Source organism: Intestinibacillus sp. NTUH-41-i26, from assembly GCF_032769475.1.
In the GTDB taxonomy this organism is placed as follows: domain Bacteria; phylum Bacillota; class Clostridia; order Oscillospirales; family Butyricicoccaceae; genus Agathobaculum; species Agathobaculum ammoniilyticum.
In genome coordinates this window covers 2,600,965-2,613,356 of record NZ_CP136477.1, presented here as the reverse complement: position 1 = coordinate 2,613,356, position 12,392 = coordinate 2,600,965, and the positions used below count along the sequence as shown (strand labels likewise).

25 protein-coding genes are annotated in these 12,392 nt (G+C 58.8%); all 25 read left to right on the top strand.

Annotation, left to right across the window (positions count from 1 at the left end; genetic code table 11):
* The first annotated feature begins 172 nt into the window (after nt 1-172).
* The 25 genes from rplB to rpsK all read left to right on the top strand — a co-directional run bounded on the left by rplB (nt 173) and on the right by rpsK (nt 12,389).
* Nucleotides 173-1,006 (top strand): 50S ribosomal protein L2, encoded by an 834-nt coding sequence (gene rplB / locus RX717_RS13535; RefSeq protein ID WP_054326969.1) that lies wholly within the window; start codon nt 173-175, stop codon nt 1,004-1,006.
* Between the two features lie 18 nt (nt 1,007-1,024).
* A complete protein-coding gene (gene rpsS / locus RX717_RS13530; protein ID WP_054326968.1) occupies nt 1,025-1,306 on the top strand; it encodes a 30S ribosomal protein S19 in 282 nt (93 codons plus the stop codon).
* Between the two features lie 17 nt (nt 1,307-1,323).
* Nucleotides 1,324-1,659, top strand: coding sequence for a 50S ribosomal protein L22 (rplV, locus tag RX717_RS13525; protein WP_054326967.1), 336 nt, complete (start codon nt 1,324-1,326; stop codon nt 1,657-1,659).
* A 13-nt stretch (nt 1,660-1,672) separates the two neighbouring features.
* Nucleotides 1,673-2,458 carry a 30S ribosomal protein S3 gene (gene rpsC / locus RX717_RS13520; protein ID WP_054326966.1) on the top strand — a complete coding sequence of 262 codons (786 nt, stop codon included), beginning with the start codon at nt 1,673-1,675 and terminating at the stop codon, nt 2,456-2,458.
* The gene (gene rplP / locus RX717_RS13515) at nt 2,458-2,886 is read left to right on the top strand and encodes a 50S ribosomal protein L16 (protein WP_054326965.1); all 429 of its coding nucleotides are present in this window, start codon (nt 2,458-2,460) and stop codon (nt 2,884-2,886) included. The genes rpsC and rplP overlap by 1 nt, the downstream gene beginning before the upstream one ends.
* Entirely contained in the window at nt 2,886-3,086 is a 201-nt protein-coding gene (rpmC, locus tag RX717_RS13510; RefSeq protein WP_054326964.1) for a 50S ribosomal protein L29, read from the top strand. Before rplP ends, rpmC begins: the two co-directional genes overlap by 1 nt.
* Before the next feature lie 15 nt (nt 3,087-3,101).
* Nucleotides 3,102-3,359 (top strand): 30S ribosomal protein S17, encoded by a 258-nt coding sequence (gene rpsQ, locus RX717_RS13505; RefSeq protein WP_054326963.1) that lies wholly within the window; start codon nt 3,102-3,104, stop codon nt 3,357-3,359.
* Between the two features lie 12 nt (nt 3,360-3,371).
* Nucleotides 3,372-3,740 carry a 50S ribosomal protein L14 gene (gene rplN, locus RX717_RS13500; protein ID WP_054326962.1) on the top strand — a complete coding sequence of 123 codons (369 nt, stop codon included), beginning with the start codon at nt 3,372-3,374 and terminating at the stop codon, nt 3,738-3,740.
* A gap of 15 nt (nt 3,741-3,755) precedes the next feature.
* Nucleotides 3,756-4,073 (top strand): 50S ribosomal protein L24, encoded by a 318-nt coding sequence (rplX, locus tag RX717_RS13495; protein WP_054326961.1) that lies wholly within the window; start codon nt 3,756-3,758, stop codon nt 4,071-4,073.
* A gap of 19 nt (nt 4,074-4,092) precedes the next feature.
* Nucleotides 4,093-4,638 carry a 50S ribosomal protein L5 gene (rplE, locus tag RX717_RS13490; RefSeq protein WP_054326960.1) on the top strand — a complete coding sequence of 182 codons (546 nt, stop codon included), beginning with the start codon at nt 4,093-4,095 and terminating at the stop codon, nt 4,636-4,638.
* Nucleotides 4,639-4,654: 16 nt separating this feature from the next.
* Nucleotides 4,655-4,840 (top strand): type Z 30S ribosomal protein S14, encoded by a 186-nt coding sequence (locus tag RX717_RS13485; protein WP_031475639.1) that lies wholly within the window; start codon nt 4,655-4,657, stop codon nt 4,838-4,840.
* A 449-nt stretch (nt 4,841-5,289) separates the two neighbouring features.
* Nucleotides 5,290-5,688: a 30S ribosomal protein S8 gene (rpsH, locus tag RX717_RS13480; protein WP_054326959.1), complete on the top strand. Its 399-nt coding sequence runs from the start codon at nt 5,290-5,292 to the stop codon at nt 5,686-5,688.
* 15 nt (nt 5,689-5,703) lie between these two features.
* Nucleotides 5,704-6,249, top strand: a complete 546-nt coding sequence (gene rplF, locus RX717_RS13475; protein WP_054326958.1) for a 50S ribosomal protein L6 — start codon at nt 5,704-5,706, stop codon at nt 6,247-6,249.
* An 18-nt stretch (nt 6,250-6,267) separates the two neighbouring features.
* Complete coding sequence (gene rplR / locus RX717_RS13470) at nt 6,268-6,627, top strand: 50S ribosomal protein L18 (protein WP_054326957.1); 360 nt, start codon at nt 6,268-6,270, stop codon at nt 6,625-6,627.
* 18 nt (nt 6,628-6,645) lie between these two features.
* Nucleotides 6,646-7,149: a 30S ribosomal protein S5 gene (gene rpsE, locus RX717_RS13465; RefSeq protein ID WP_054326956.1), complete on the top strand. Its 504-nt coding sequence runs from the start codon at nt 6,646-6,648 to the stop codon at nt 7,147-7,149.
* 17 nt (nt 7,150-7,166) lie between these two features.
* A complete protein-coding gene (rpmD, locus tag RX717_RS13460; RefSeq protein WP_031472218.1) occupies nt 7,167-7,349 on the top strand; it encodes a 50S ribosomal protein L30 in 183 nt (60 codons plus the stop codon).
* 3 nt (nt 7,350-7,352) lie between these two features.
* On the top strand, nt 7,353-7,793 hold the full coding sequence (rplO, locus tag RX717_RS13455) for a 50S ribosomal protein L15 (RefSeq protein ID WP_054326955.1): 441 nt from the start codon (nt 7,353-7,355) through the stop codon (nt 7,791-7,793).
* 1 nt (nt 7,794) lies between these two features.
* A complete protein-coding gene (gene secY, locus RX717_RS13450; protein ID WP_054326954.1) occupies nt 7,795-9,084 on the top strand; it encodes a preprotein translocase subunit SecY in 1,290 nt (429 codons plus the stop codon).
* Nucleotides 9,085-9,102: 18 nt separating this feature from the next.
* Nucleotides 9,103-9,732, top strand: a complete 630-nt coding sequence (locus RX717_RS13445; protein WP_054326953.1) for an adenylate kinase — start codon at nt 9,103-9,105, stop codon at nt 9,730-9,732.
* Between the two features lie 3 nt (nt 9,733-9,735).
* A complete protein-coding gene (gene map, locus RX717_RS13440) occupies nt 9,736-10,500 on the top strand; it encodes a type I methionyl aminopeptidase (RefSeq protein ID WP_107631616.1) in 765 nt (254 codons plus the stop codon).
* Nucleotides 10,500-10,778 (top strand): KOW domain-containing RNA-binding protein, encoded by a 279-nt coding sequence (locus RX717_RS13435; RefSeq protein ID WP_054326951.1) that lies wholly within the window; start codon nt 10,500-10,502, stop codon nt 10,776-10,778. The genes map and RX717_RS13435 overlap by 1 nt, the downstream gene beginning before the upstream one ends.
* Nucleotides 10,779-10,800: 22 nt before the next feature.
* Nucleotides 10,801-11,019: a translation initiation factor IF-1 gene (infA, locus tag RX717_RS13430; RefSeq protein ID WP_016148769.1), complete on the top strand. Its 219-nt coding sequence runs from the start codon at nt 10,801-10,803 to the stop codon at nt 11,017-11,019.
* Between the two features lie 99 nt (nt 11,020-11,118).
* On the top strand, nt 11,119-11,232 hold the full coding sequence (gene rpmJ, locus RX717_RS13425) for a 50S ribosomal protein L36 (protein ID WP_031472205.1): 114 nt from the start codon (nt 11,119-11,121) through the stop codon (nt 11,230-11,232).
* A gap of 364 nt (nt 11,233-11,596) precedes the next feature.
* Nucleotides 11,597-11,965 (top strand): 30S ribosomal protein S13, encoded by a 369-nt coding sequence (rpsM, locus tag RX717_RS13420; protein ID WP_054326950.1) that lies wholly within the window; start codon nt 11,597-11,599, stop codon nt 11,963-11,965.
* Nucleotides 11,966-11,981: 16 nt separating this feature from the next.
* Nucleotides 11,982-12,389, top strand: a complete 408-nt coding sequence (gene rpsK / locus RX717_RS13415; RefSeq protein ID WP_054326949.1) for a 30S ribosomal protein S11 — start codon at nt 11,982-11,984, stop codon at nt 12,387-12,389.
* The last annotated feature ends 3 nt before the right edge of the window (nt 12,390-12,392 follow it).

Here is a 12,392-nt window from a genome sequence, read left to right as displayed (position 1 = left end):
CCCTTATATAAGTAAAAAGTTTCGAAGAAACTTTTTACGATACTCCCTCTCGTCTGCACAGCGGACGAGGACGCGCCGCCGCGGCGCGATGAAATGACGCGGACATGGTTCGCGTGTGTATGGGGATGCCACCCCGATAAGATACAGAGTTATTAAGGAGTTGAAAATCCAAATGGCTATCAAGACTTTCAACCCGACGACGCCCTCACGCAGAAATATGACTGTGCTGTCCTACAAGGGCCTGTCCAAGGTGAAGCCCGAGAAGAGCCTTCTCGAAAAGGTCAAGAAGACCGCCGGCCGCAACAGCTATGGCCGCATCACCGTCCGCCACATCGGCGGCGGCAACAAGAAAAAGTACCGCATCATTGACTTCAAGCGCCAGAAGCTGGATATGCCGGCGACCGTCATGACGCTTGAGTACGACCCGAACCGCTCGGCCAATATCGCGCTCGTCCAGTATGAGGATGGCGAAAAGGCCTATATCCTCGCGCCGGACGGCCTCTCGATCGGCGACAAGGTCGTTTCCTCCAAGGATGCCGACATCAAGCCCGGCAACTGCCTGCCGGTTGAGTTCATTCCGGTCGGTACCATGATCCACAACATCGAGCTGTATCCTGGCAAGGGCGCGCAGCTGGTCCGTTCCGCTGGCGTTGGCGCGCAGCTGATGGCGAAGGAGAATGGCAAGGCGATGGTCCGTCTGCCCTCCGGCGAGCTGCGCTACGTCCGCCTCGAGTGCAAGGCGACGATCGGCGTTGTGGGCAACTCCGACCATGCCAACGTGCAGATCGGCAAGGCCGGCCGCACCCGCCACATGGGCATCCGCCCGACCGTCCGCGGTTCTGTTATGAACCCGTGCGATCACCCGCACGGCGGCGGCGAGGGTAAGAGCCCGATCGGCCGTCCGTCTCCGGTTACCCCGTGGGGCAAGCCGGCGATGGGCTACAAGACCCGCAAGAAGAACCACCGCACGGATAAGCAGATCGTGCGTCGTCGTAACGGCAAGTAAGAAAGGAGTTAACGTAATATGGGCAGAAGTGTCAAGAAAGGCCCTTTTGTGGCTCCTGAGCTTATCAAAAGAGTCGTTGAAATGAATGAAAAGGGCGAGAAGAAGGTCCTCAAGACTTGGTCCCGCGCTTCCACGATCTTCCCCGAGTTCGTCGGCCACACCTTCGCGGTGCATGACGGCCGCAAGCATGTTCCGGTGTATGTCACCGAGGACATGGTTGGTCACAAGCTGGGCGAGTTTGCTCCCACCCGTACCTACAAGGGTCACGCGGGCAGCAAGACCTCCAATAACGGCAAGTAAGGAGGAGTTAAGGAAACATGGAAGCAAGAGCTATTGTACGCAACGTGCGCATGACCCCGCGTAAGGTCAAGCTGATCTGCGACCTGATCCGCGGCAAGGATGCGGGCGAGGCGATGGCCATTATCATGAATACCCCCAAGGCGGCCTGCGAGCCGATGGAGAAGCTCCTCAAGAGCGCGGTTGCCAACGCGGAGAACAACCATCACATGAACACCGACAAGCTGTACGTCAAGGAAGTACACGTCGGTCCCGGCCCGATCATGAAGCGCGTGATGCCGCGCGCCCAGGGCCGTGCGTTCAGAATCCTCAAGAGAACCTCGCACATCACGCTGGTTCTTGGCGAGAAAGAATAAGGGAGGGTAATCAATGGGCCAGAAAGTAAATCCGAACGGTCTCCGTGTCGGCGTTATCAAGAATTGGGATTCCCGTTGGTTCGCTAAGGACAATGTGTTCGGCGACCTCCTCGTGGAAGACTACAACATTCGTAAGGAACTGAAGAAGCGTCTGTACGACGCAGGCGTTCCGGCGATCGAAATCGAGCGTAAGAACGACGAGATCAAAATCATGATCCAGTGCGCGCGTCCCGGCATGGTTGTCGGCCGCGGTGGCGAGGATATCAAGAAGCTCGAGGAAGAGCTGACCCGCAAGTACGGCAAGAAGGTCCGCTGCTCGATCATCGAGATCAAGAATCCGGACACCAACGCGACCCTGGTCGCTGAGAACATCGCCGCGCAGCTTGAGAAGCGCATTGGCTTCCGCCGCGCGATGAAGCAGTCCATGGGCCGTGCGATGCGCATGGGCGCCAAGGGTATCAAGGTTTCCTGCGGCGGCCGTCTGGGCGGCGCGGAAATCGCCCGCACCGAGCACTATCATGAAGGCACCATCCCGCTGCAGACCCTGCGCGCGGATATCGACTATGGCTTTGCCGAGGCCGCGACCACCTATGGCCGCATCGGCGTAAAGGTTTGGATCTACAAGGGCGAGGTCCTCCACGGCGGTCCGCGTTTGGGCCGTTCGATCGAGGCTCCCAAGCCCGCTTTCGAGCGCCGCGAGCGTCGCGGTGGCCGTGACGACCGCCGTGGCGGCCGCCGCGACTTCAACCGTGGTAACGGCGAGCGCCGCGCGCCCCGCCAGGAAGGAGGCAACCGCTAATGCTGCTCCCCAAGAGAGTGAAATACCGTCGCGTGCATCGTGGCCGCCTCAAGGGCAAGGCCATGCGCGGCAACTTTGTATCCAACGGTGAGTACGGCCTGCAGGCCACTGAGCCGTGCTGGATCACCTCGAACCAGATCGAGGCCGCCCGTATCGCCATGACCCGCTACACCAAGCGCGGCGGTCAGGTATGGATCAAGATTTTCCCCGACAAGCCCGTGACCGAGAAGCCGGCCGAGACCCGAATGGGTTCCGGTAAGGGTTCGCCCGAGTACTGGGTCGCTGTCGTCAAGCCCGGCCGCGTGCTGTTCGAGATCGCCGGCGTTTCCGAGGAAGTTGCCCGCGAAGCGCTGCGTCTGGCCAGCCACAAGCTGCCGTGCAAGACCAAGTTCGTTGCCCGTGAGACCAAGAATGGCGGTGAAGCATGATGAAGGCATCTGAGATCAGAGAACTGACGGCCGAGGAGCTCGCCGCAAAGCTTGGCGACCTGAAGAAGGACCTCTTCAACCTCCGTCTTCAGCTCGCTACCAACCAGTTGGACAATACCAACAAGATCACCGAGGTCAAGCGCGACATTGCGCGCGTCAACACCGTAATCCGTGAGAAGCAGCTCGCGGAGAAGGCGTAAAGGGAGGGAAACGAATTGAGCGAAAGAGCATTACGCAAAACGCGAGTCGGCAAGGTCGTTTCCGACAAGATGGACAAGACCATTGTCGTCGCGATCGAGGATCGCGTAGCGCATCCTCTGTATAAGAAGGTTATTCCGCACACCTATAAGCTGAAGGCGCACGACGAGAACAACGAGTGCGGCATCGGCGACAAGGTAAAGGTGATGGAGACCCGCCCGCTGTCCAAGGATAAGCGCTGGCGCCTGGTCGAGATCATCGAGAAGGCAAAGTAAGGAGGAGAGCACATGGTTCAGCAGGAAACTTTTCTGCGCGCGGCTGACAACAGCGGCGCGAAGGAACTGAAGGTAATCCGTGTTCTCGGCGGCTCCGCACGCAAGTACGGCAATATCGGTGACGTGGTCGTCTGCTCGGTGCGTAAATGCACTCCGGGCGGCGGCGTGAAGAAGGGCGACGTGGTCAAAGCTGTGATCGTCCGCACCGTAAAGGGCCTGCGCCGCGCGGATGGCAGCTACATCCGCTTTGACGAGAACGCCGGCGTTATCATCCGTGACGATAAAAACCCCCGCGGCACCCGTATCTTCGGGCCTGTCGCGCGTGAGCTGCGTGACAAGGACTATATGAAGATCCTGTCGCTTGCTCCGGAAGTACTGTAAGGAGGTCGCCAACAAATGAATAATTTGCATGTAAAGACGGGCGACACCGCAGTCGTTCTTTCCGGCAAGGAAAAGGGCAAGCGCGGCAAGGTCCTGTCCGTAAACCCGAAGAAGGGGATGGTCGTGATCGAGGGTGTGAACATGATCAAGTGCCACACCAAGCCCCGCCGCCAGGGCGAGACCGGCGGTATCATCGAGCGCGAGGGCGCGCTGCGTGCCTGCAAGGTCATGCGCGTGTGTCCGAAGTGCAACAAGCCGACCCGTGTTGCGCACAAGTTTGCCGAGAACGGCGCGAAGCTGACGGTGTGCAAGCACTGTGGCGAGACGCTGTAAGAAGAGGAGGTTGCAATAAATGGTTCCGAATATGAAAGCGAAGTATACTGCGGACGTTGCGCCTGCTCTGATGAAGAAGTTCCAGTACAAGAGCACGATGCAGATCCCGACGATCGACAAGGTCGTCGTCAACGTCGGCTGCGGCAAGGAGGCCAACGGTAACGCCAAGGTCATCGAGTCCGTTGTTCGCGACATCGCTGCGATCACCGGCCAGAAGCCGGTCGTGACTCACGCCAAGAAGTCGGTCGCGAATTTCAAGCTCCGCGAGGGCATGCCGGTAGGCGTCAAGGTCACCCTGCGCCATGATCGTATGTGGGAGTTTTTGGATCGTCTGTTCAATGTTGCGCTGCCGCGCGTGCGCGACTTCCGCGGCATCAATGGCGACGCGTTCGACGGCCGCGGCAACTATGCCCTGGGCCTCAAGGAACAGCTGATCTTCCCGGAGATCTCCTACGACCAGATCGATAAGGTCCGCGGCATGGACATCGTTATCTGCACCACCGCGCAGACCGATGAAGAAGCGAAAGAGCTGCTCACGCTGATGGGCGCTCCGTTTGAGAAGTAAGGGAGGAGAATGATAAATGGCTAAGAAGTCGATGATCCTCAAGCAGCAGGCGAAGCCGAAGTTCTCTACCCGTGCTTACAACCGCTGCAAGATCTGCGGCCGCCCTCACGCGTACCTGCGTGATTTCGGCATCTGCCGTATCTGCTTCCGCGAGCTGGCCTACAAAGGCCAGATCCCGGGCGTGCGCAAGGCTTCCTGGTAAGCTTTGCGTCGATCAAAGGTTAGGCATATGCCCTGACTTTTGATGAAAACAGAAGCCTGCTTCTGTTTTCTATCCTAACTGCGCGCTTTCGCGCGAGAAGATTGCGAAAGCGGGCGCGCTATGCGCCCGCTTTTTTGCAGACTTTGCCGTATTTTGTCGGCAAAGACACTTTTATTGCGTTTTGACGGGAACGAAAGCCGAAAGTTTGATAAAAATATGCACTTTGTTGCTTGTCAGAACGTTCAAAAACATGCTATAATTAGTCGATAGCCCGCTCTGCGGGCTTATCGGCTGTTATAAAAAAACAGTTTCCCCGGCCGCTGTCTGTGGAAGGGCCACAGGCAGTGTAAAGAAAAGTGGGAGGCAAACAGGCCAATCAAGAGGGGACCCAACCCAGCCCCGCTCCGATTGCTGCACTACCCCCAAACTTCTTGAAAAGGAGAGCATTTATGCAGATCACTGATCCCATCGCGGATATGCTGACCCGTATCCGCAACGCCGGCAATGCTCGTCATGCCAGCGTGGACGTACCCGCGTCCAAAATGAAGAAGGCAATTGCCCAGATCCTGCTCGACGAAGGCTATATCAAGTCTTTTGAGACGCTCGAGGGCAACACGCAGGGCATCATCCGCATCACGCTCAAGTATGTGGACGGCCGCCAGAAGGCTATCTCCGGCCTTAAGCGCGTATCCAAGCCCGGCCTGCGTGTCTATGCCGGCGCACAGGAGCTTCCCAAGGTGCTCCGCGGCCTCGGCATTGCCATCATTTCCACGTCGAGAGGCGTCATGACCGACAAAAAGGCCCGCGAGCTGAACGTCGGCGGCGAAGTTCTCGCATTTGTATGGTAAGGGGAGGTATAAAATATGTCTCGAATTGGTAGAATGCCGATTGCCATCCCGTCCGGTGTGGAGGTCAAGATCGACGGCCACGTCGTAACGGTGAAGGGCGCAAAGGCAACCCTTACCCGCGAAATCCATCCGAACATGAATGTTGCGGTGGAGGGAAATGAAATCCTCGTCACCCGTCCGAACGACGACAAGCAGAACCGCGCGCTGCACGGCCTGACCCGCAGCCTGATCCACAACATGGTGGTGGGCGTGACCGACGGCTTCAAAAAGGAGTTGAGCGTGCAGGGTGTTGGCTACCGTGTCGCCAAGCAGGGCAAGGATCTGGTTATGAACCTCGGCTACTCGCATCAGGTTACGATGAGCGAAACCGACGGTATCACGATCGACGTTCCGAACCCGAACACGATCATCATCTCCGGTCCTGACAAGCAGAAGGTCGGCCAGTTTGCTGCGGAAGTCCGCGAAAAGCGCCCGCCGGAGCCCTACAAGGGCAAGGGCATCCGCTACGCTGACGAGTATGTCCGCCGCAAGGAAGGCAAGACCGGCGCGAAGAAGAAGTAAGGAAAGGAGAGGCGAAAAATGGTTTCGAAGAAGGATTCCAACAAGGCGCGTCTGCAGCGCCACAAGCGCGTGCGCGCAAAGATCAGCGGCACGGCCGAGCGTCCGCGTCTGGACGTTTACCGTTCTGCCAAGAATATTTATGCACAGGTCATCGACGATGTCGCCGGTGTCACCTTAGTCTCCGCCTCGACTGCCGAGAAGGACTTCACCGAGTACGGCGGCAACAAGGAAGCGGCCAAGAAGATTGGCATGCTGGTTGCCGAGCGCTGCAAGGCCAAGGGTATTGAGAACGTCGTGTTCGACCGCGGCGGCTATCTGTACCACGGCCGCGTGAAGGAGCTCGCGGAGGGCGCCCGTGAGGGCGGCCTGCAGTTTTAAGTCGGGAGGAGGTAAAACATGGCTCAGTTTAATAGAAACGATAAGCGCGAGGACGAGTTCTCCGAGAACGTCGTAGCGCTCAACCGCGTTGCCAAGACCGTAAAGGGCGGCCGTATCTTCAAGTTTGCGGCGCTGGTCGTCGTTGGCGATGGCAAGGGTACGGTCGGCTTCGGCTTGGGCAAGGCATCCGAAGTTCCGGACGCGATCCGCAAGGGCATCGAGGACGCCAAGAAGAACCTCGTCAAGATTTCCCTGAAGGGTACCACCATCCCGCACGAGGTTATCGGCGAGTTCGGGGCGGGCCGCGTTCTGCTCAAGCCCGCTGCCCCCGGTACCGGCGTTATCGCCGGCGGCGCGGTCCGTGCGGTCGTTGAGGCTGCCGGCATCAAGGACATCCGTACCAAGTGCCTGCGCTCCAACAACCCGCAGAACGTCGTTACGGCGACGATGGAAGGCCTGAAGAGCCTGCGCGACGCTGCCCAGGTGGCGGCGGTTCGCGGCAAAGCCGTAGAAGAACTGTAAGAAAGGGGTAACTCACAATGGCTAACATGAAGATTACCCTGAAAAAGAGCCTGGTCGGCCGCTTGGATAAGCACATTGCGACCGCTCATTCTTTGGGGCTTAAGAAGATCAACGATGTAACCGTTCAGCCGGACAACGCGCAGACGCGCGGCAAGGTTAAGCAGATCGGTTACCTGCTCGAAGTTGTAGAGGAGGCGTAACCCATGAAGCTTCACGAATTATCGCCTGCCGCAGGTTCCGTAAAGCCCGCTTACCGCAAGGGCCGCGGCGCCGGTTCCGGCAACGGCAAGACCGCGGGCCGCGGTCACAAGGGCCAGTGGGCTCGTTCCGGCGGCGGCGTCCGCCCGGGCTTTGAAGGCGGCCAGATGCCTCTGGCGCGCCGCCTGCCGAAGCGTGGTTTCAACAATATTTTCGGCACCACCTACGCACCGGTCAATGTTTCCGCTCTGGAGAAGTTTGAAGATGGCACCGAGGTCACCGCAGAAGCGCTGCGCGAGGCCGGTATCGTCAAGAATGCTCTCGACGGCATCAAGATCCTTGGCAACGGTACGCTCACCAAGAAGCTGACGGTTAAGGCCGCGGCGTTCTCGGCGTCCGCAAAGGAGAAGATCGAAGCCGCAGGCGGAAAGGCCGAGGTGATTTAAGGTGTTTCAAACCCTTAAAAACGCCTGGAACATGCCGGAGCTGCGCAAGAAGATCCTGTATACGCTGTTTATCCTGCTGATCTTCCGCTTTGGCTCCTGCATCCCCGTGCCGTTCATCAACACCGAGCTGCTGGCGACCTACTTTGAGCAGTCGCAGGTGGCGGGGTCGATGCTCGGTTACCTTGATATGTTCACCGGCGGCGGTCTGTCCAACGCGACGATCTTCGCCATGTCCATCACGCCGTATATCAACGCGTCCATTATCCTGCAGCTGCTGACCGTTGCCATCCCCGCGCTTGAGCGTATGGTCAAAGAAGGCGGCGAGGAGGGGCGCAAGAGGATCGCTTCCTGGACCCGCTATGTCGCGGTTGTCCTCGGCCTTCTGCAGGGCTTCTCCTACTATGCGCTGCTGCGCAGCAACGGATTCCTGTCCAACACGAGCGTCCTTGCCGCGGCCGCGATCATCCTGACGTTCACCGCGGGTACCGCGCTGATCATGTGGCTGGGCGAGCACATCACCCAGAACGGCATCGGCAACGGTATCTCGATCATCCTGTTCGCGGGCATCGTTTCCCGCGGCCCGTCGCTGATCCGGACGCTGTACAACCTGTTCAAGCAGGGCGGCGGCAGCATTATTTCCGCGTTGCTGATGATCGTCATCGGCTTGGCCGTTGTCGTGTTCATCGTGTTCATGTCCAACGCGGAGCGCCGCATTCCAGTGCAGTACGCCAAGCGCGTGGTCGGCCGCAAGATGTACGGCGGCCAGTCCACCCACCTGCCGATCAAGGTCAACGCGTCCGGCGTTATGCCGATCATTTTCGCGTCGTCCATCCTGTCGCTGCCCCAGACCGTTTCGATGTTCTGGCAGCCGGCGGCCGGCACGGTCGGCTGGCATGTATTGAACCTGTTCTCGCAGTCCAACCCGTTCTATATTATTGTATACGGACTGCTGATCCTTGCGTTCGCGTATTTCTACGCTTCCATCCAGTTCAACCCGATCGAGATTTCCAACAACCTCAAGAAGAACGGCGGCTTCATTCCGGGCTTTCGTCCGGGCAAGCCGACGAGCGACTTTATCACCAAGGCGCTCGGCAAGGTTACCTTTGTGGGCGCGATCTTCCTGGGAATTGTTGCGATTCTGCCGTTGATCGTCGGCGCAATCTCCCCGAACCTCTCCAATGTGGCTCTGGGCGGCACGTCGGTCATCATCGTCGTCGGCGTTGCGCTTGATACCGTCAAGCAGCTGGAGGCACAGATGCTCATGCGCCACCACAAGGGCTTCTTGGAATAATGCTGGAGGCATACTGAAGTGAATCTGATTTTACTGGGCGCTCCGGGCGCCGGCAAAGGCACGCTTGCGTCCTATCTTGTGGAAAAGATGGGGGTGCCGAGCGTATCGACCGGCAATATTCTGCGCGAAGCGATCAAGAACAACACACCGCTCGGCCAGTCGGCCAAGCAGTTTATGGATGCAGGGCAGCTTGTACCGGACGGAGTCGTGATCGGCATGCTCAAGGAGCGCATTGCCGAGCCGGATTGTAAAAATGGCTTCATCCTGGACGGGTTCCCGCGTACCATCCCGCAGGCGGAGGCGCTGGATACGATCGCAACGATCGACTGCGCGCTTTCGCTGGAAGTGCCGGACGAGGTGATCGAGGGCCGTATGACCGGCCGCCGTGTCTGCCTCAAGTGCGGCGCGTCCTACCACATCAAGGCCAACCCGCCCAGACAGGCGGACACCTGCGATGTGTGCGGCGACAAGCTGCACATCCGCAAGGATGACAAGCCGGATGTGGTGCAGCACCGTTTGGCAACCTACCATGAGCAGACCGAGCCGCTCAAGGATTACTATGGTAAGCAGGGCAAGCTCAAAAGCATCGATGGTACGCAGGGTATCCGCCAGACGGAGCAGATCGCCGTTCAGGCGTTGGGTCTGTAAGCTATGATCCATTTGAAGTCAGAAAAAGAGCTCGAACGGATGCGTGTCGCCGGCCGCATTACCGCGCTTGCGCGGAAAGCGGCGGCGGACGCGGTCCGTCCCGGCGTCACGACAGGCGAAATCGACCGGATCGTCCGCAAGACGATCGAGGACGCGGGCGCGAAGCCCTCGTTCCTCGGTTACGGCGGCTTTCCCGGCAGCGCCTGCGTATCGGTCAACGACGAGGTCATCCACGGCATCCCCTCAAAGCATCATGTGGTGCGGGAGGGGGATATCGTCAAAGTGGACGTTGGCGCCTATATTGGCGGCTACCACGGCGACTGCGCCTGCACCGTACCCTGCGGTGAGGTGTCCGAGGAGGCCAGGCGTCTGATCGAAGTGACCCGGCAGAGCTTCTATGAGGGTATCAAATTTGCCCGCGAGGGCTACCGCGTTTCCGATATCTCCGCAGCCGTGCAGGCCTATGTGGAGAAAAACGGCTTTTCGGTGGTGCGCGCTTACGTCGGCCACGGCGTAGGGGAGAACCTGCACGAATCACCCGAAGTACCGAATTTCGGCCATCCGGGCCATGGAATCCGGCTGCAGCGTGGTATGACTATCGCAGTGGAACCCATGGTCAATGTGGGTGTGTATGACGTCAAGGTCCTGCCGGACGGCTGGACCGTCAAAACCAGGGACGGGAAGCTGTCCGCCCACTATGAGAACACGATCGCCATTACAGATGGCGAGCCGGAGATACTAACCAGCATCGACGGTGAGGTGTTGTAATGGTGGAGGCCCACACAGCCGATATCGTGCTGTCGCTGACCGGCAGGGACAAGGGCAGGCTCATGCTTGTCATGGCGGAAGAGGGGGATTTTCTTCTGCTGGCAAACGGGCGCGCGCGCAGAGCGGAAAGTCCCAAGCGCAAGCGCCGCAAGCATGTGAGCTACCAGGGGCCGAGTGACGGGCGTACGGCGCGCAAGCTGCTGGAGTCCGGCCGCCTGACCAACAGCGACATACGCAAGGCCCTTTCCCTTTGGACAGGGGACGAGGACGCAAATTGACCGAGGAGGGTAATACACATATATGGCAAAAGATGATGTAATCGAACTCGAAGGTACCGTCATAGAGGCGCTGCCTAACGCGATGTTTCAGGTGGAACTGCCCAACGGCCATAAGATACTGGCTCATATTTCAGGCAAGCTCCGCATGAACTTTATCCGCATTCTTCCCGGCGACAAGGTCACCGTTCAGATGTCGCCCTACGACCTGACCCGCGGTCGTATCACTTGGCGTTCCAAGTGACCCAAAAGCGGGCGGAGGCGCGTATGTGACCCGAGCGCCAGCGGTCGCCGGTTTTCCGGTGTCCCATCCCACCAAAATTTTTGATGGAGGTAAAATGTCATGAAGGTAAGACCATCTGTTAAGCCGATCTGCGAGAAGTGCAAGATCATCCGCCGCAAGGGCAAGGTCATGGTTATCTGCCAGAACCCGAAGCATAAGCAGAAGCAGGGCTAAAAATCTTATAGGGGACTTCAAAAGTCCCCTATATACGAAAACAAGTTCGGGAGAAACTTGTTTTCGATACCCGAGCAGCGCGGCCCAAGGCCGCTGGGTCGGGGAGTCAAAAGCACGGGCGAGGCTCGCGCTTTTGATGAAAACGGCATGGCCGTTTTCTGATTGCATGCGCCGGACGGCGCGAATGTGTGAAGCGGTTTTTCTACCGTTTCCAGATAAATTGCCGCGCGTCATGGCGCGGGATGATGGTTTACGCGAACACGACAAGCACGCGCGGGCGCGCGGCGCTGCAGGGGCGGAGGCGGTCCCTACACTGTGTTTGCCAACACGCCTCAGTGTAAACAAATCGGAGGTTTTATAAAGTATGGCACGTATTGCCGGTGTTGACCTTCCCCGCGAGAAGCGCGTGGAGATCGGCCTGACCTACGTCTTCGGCATTGGCCGCAAGACGTCCAACGAAATCCTTGCCAAGACCGGTATCAATCCCGATACCCGCGTCAAGGACCTGACCGAAGAAGAAGCCGCCAAGCTGCGTGAAGTAATCGACCGCGACTACAACGTCGAGGGCGACCTGCGCCGCGAGATCGGCCTGAATATCAAGCGTTTGGTTGAAATCGGCTGCTACCGCGGCCTGCGCCACCGCCGCGGCCTGCCGGTACGCGGCCAGCGCACCAAGACCAACGCCCGTACCCGCAAGGGTCCCAAGAAGACCATTGCGAACAAGAAGAAGTAAGGAGGGGAACGTATAAATGGCTAAGGTACAGCAGAAAAAGGGCGCGGCGACCCGTACGCGCCGCCGCGAGCGCAAGAACATTGAAAAGGGCGCGGCTCACATCCGTTCCTCTTTCAACAACACCATCGTTACCATTACCGACCTGAACGGCAACGCAATTTCCTGGGCTTCCTCTGGCGAAATGGGCTTCCGCGGCTCGCGTAAGTCCACCCCGTTCGCCGCGCAGACCGCGGCTGAAACCGCCGCGGCCGCCGCGATGGAGCACGGCCTGAAGACGGTTGAGGTTTACGTTAAGGGACCGGGTTCCGGCCGCGAGGCTGCGATCCGCGCGCTGCAGGCCGCGGGGCTTGAGGTCACCATGATTAAGGACGTGACCCCGATCCCGCACAATGGCTGCCGTCCGCCCAAGCGCAGAAGAGTATAATAA

Bases quoted from the DNA above. Each gene is read 5' to 3' on its own strand.
- rpmC (WP_054326964.1), top strand. From the start codon at position 2,886: ATGAAGGCATCTGAGATCAGAGAACTGACGGCCGAGGAGCTCGCCGCA.
- rpmJ (WP_031472205.1), top strand. From the start codon at position 11,119: ATGAAGGTAAGACCATCTGTTAAGCCGATCTGCGAGAAGTGCAAGATC.
- rplP (WP_054326965.1), top strand. From the start codon at position 2,458: ATGCTGCTCCCCAAGAGAGTGAAATACCGTCGCGTGCATCGTGGCCGC.
- rplE (WP_054326960.1), top strand. From the start codon at position 4,093: ATGGTTCCGAATATGAAAGCGAAGTATACTGCGGACGTTGCGCCTGCT.
- rplB (WP_054326969.1), top strand. From the start codon at position 173: ATGGCTATCAAGACTTTCAACCCGACGACGCCCTCACGCAGAAATATG.
- rplN (WP_054326962.1), top strand. From the start codon at position 3,372: ATGGTTCAGCAGGAAACTTTTCTGCGCGCGGCTGACAACAGCGGCGCG.
- rplX (WP_054326961.1), top strand. From the start codon at position 3,756: ATGAATAATTTGCATGTAAAGACGGGCGACACCGCAGTCGTTCTTTCC.
- rpsM (WP_054326950.1), top strand. From the start codon at position 11,597: ATGGCACGTATTGCCGGTGTTGACCTTCCCCGCGAGAAGCGCGTGGAG.
- map (WP_107631616.1), top strand. From the start codon at position 9,736: ATGATCCATTTGAAGTCAGAAAAAGAGCTCGAACGGATGCGTGTCGCC.
- rpsC (WP_054326966.1), top strand. From the start codon at position 1,673: ATGGGCCAGAAAGTAAATCCGAACGGTCTCCGTGTCGGCGTTATCAAG.
- rpsE (WP_054326956.1), top strand. From the start codon at position 6,646: ATGGCTCAGTTTAATAGAAACGATAAGCGCGAGGACGAGTTCTCCGAG.
- rpsH (WP_054326959.1), top strand. From the start codon at position 5,290: ATGCAGATCACTGATCCCATCGCGGATATGCTGACCCGTATCCGCAAC.
- rplR (WP_054326957.1), top strand. From the start codon at position 6,268: ATGGTTTCGAAGAAGGATTCCAACAAGGCGCGTCTGCAGCGCCACAAG.
- rplV (WP_054326967.1), top strand. From the start codon at position 1,324: ATGGAAGCAAGAGCTATTGTACGCAACGTGCGCATGACCCCGCGTAAG.
- rplO (WP_054326955.1), top strand. From the start codon at position 7,353: ATGAAGCTTCACGAATTATCGCCTGCCGCAGGTTCCGTAAAGCCCGCT.
- rplF (WP_054326958.1), top strand. From the start codon at position 5,704: ATGTCTCGAATTGGTAGAATGCCGATTGCCATCCCGTCCGGTGTGGAG.
- rpsK (WP_054326949.1), top strand. From the start codon at position 11,982: ATGGCTAAGGTACAGCAGAAAAAGGGCGCGGCGACCCGTACGCGCCGC.
- rpsS (WP_054326968.1), top strand. From the start codon at position 1,025: ATGGGCAGAAGTGTCAAGAAAGGCCCTTTTGTGGCTCCTGAGCTTATC.
- RX717_RS13485 (WP_031475639.1), top strand. From the start codon at position 4,655: ATGGCTAAGAAGTCGATGATCCTCAAGCAGCAGGCGAAGCCGAAGTTC.
- RX717_RS13435 (WP_054326951.1), top strand. From the start codon at position 10,500: ATGGTGGAGGCCCACACAGCCGATATCGTGCTGTCGCTGACCGGCAGG.
- infA (WP_016148769.1), top strand. From the start codon at position 10,801: ATGGCAAAAGATGATGTAATCGAACTCGAAGGTACCGTCATAGAGGCG.
- rpmD (WP_031472218.1), top strand. From the start codon at position 7,167: ATGGCTAACATGAAGATTACCCTGAAAAAGAGCCTGGTCGGCCGCTTG.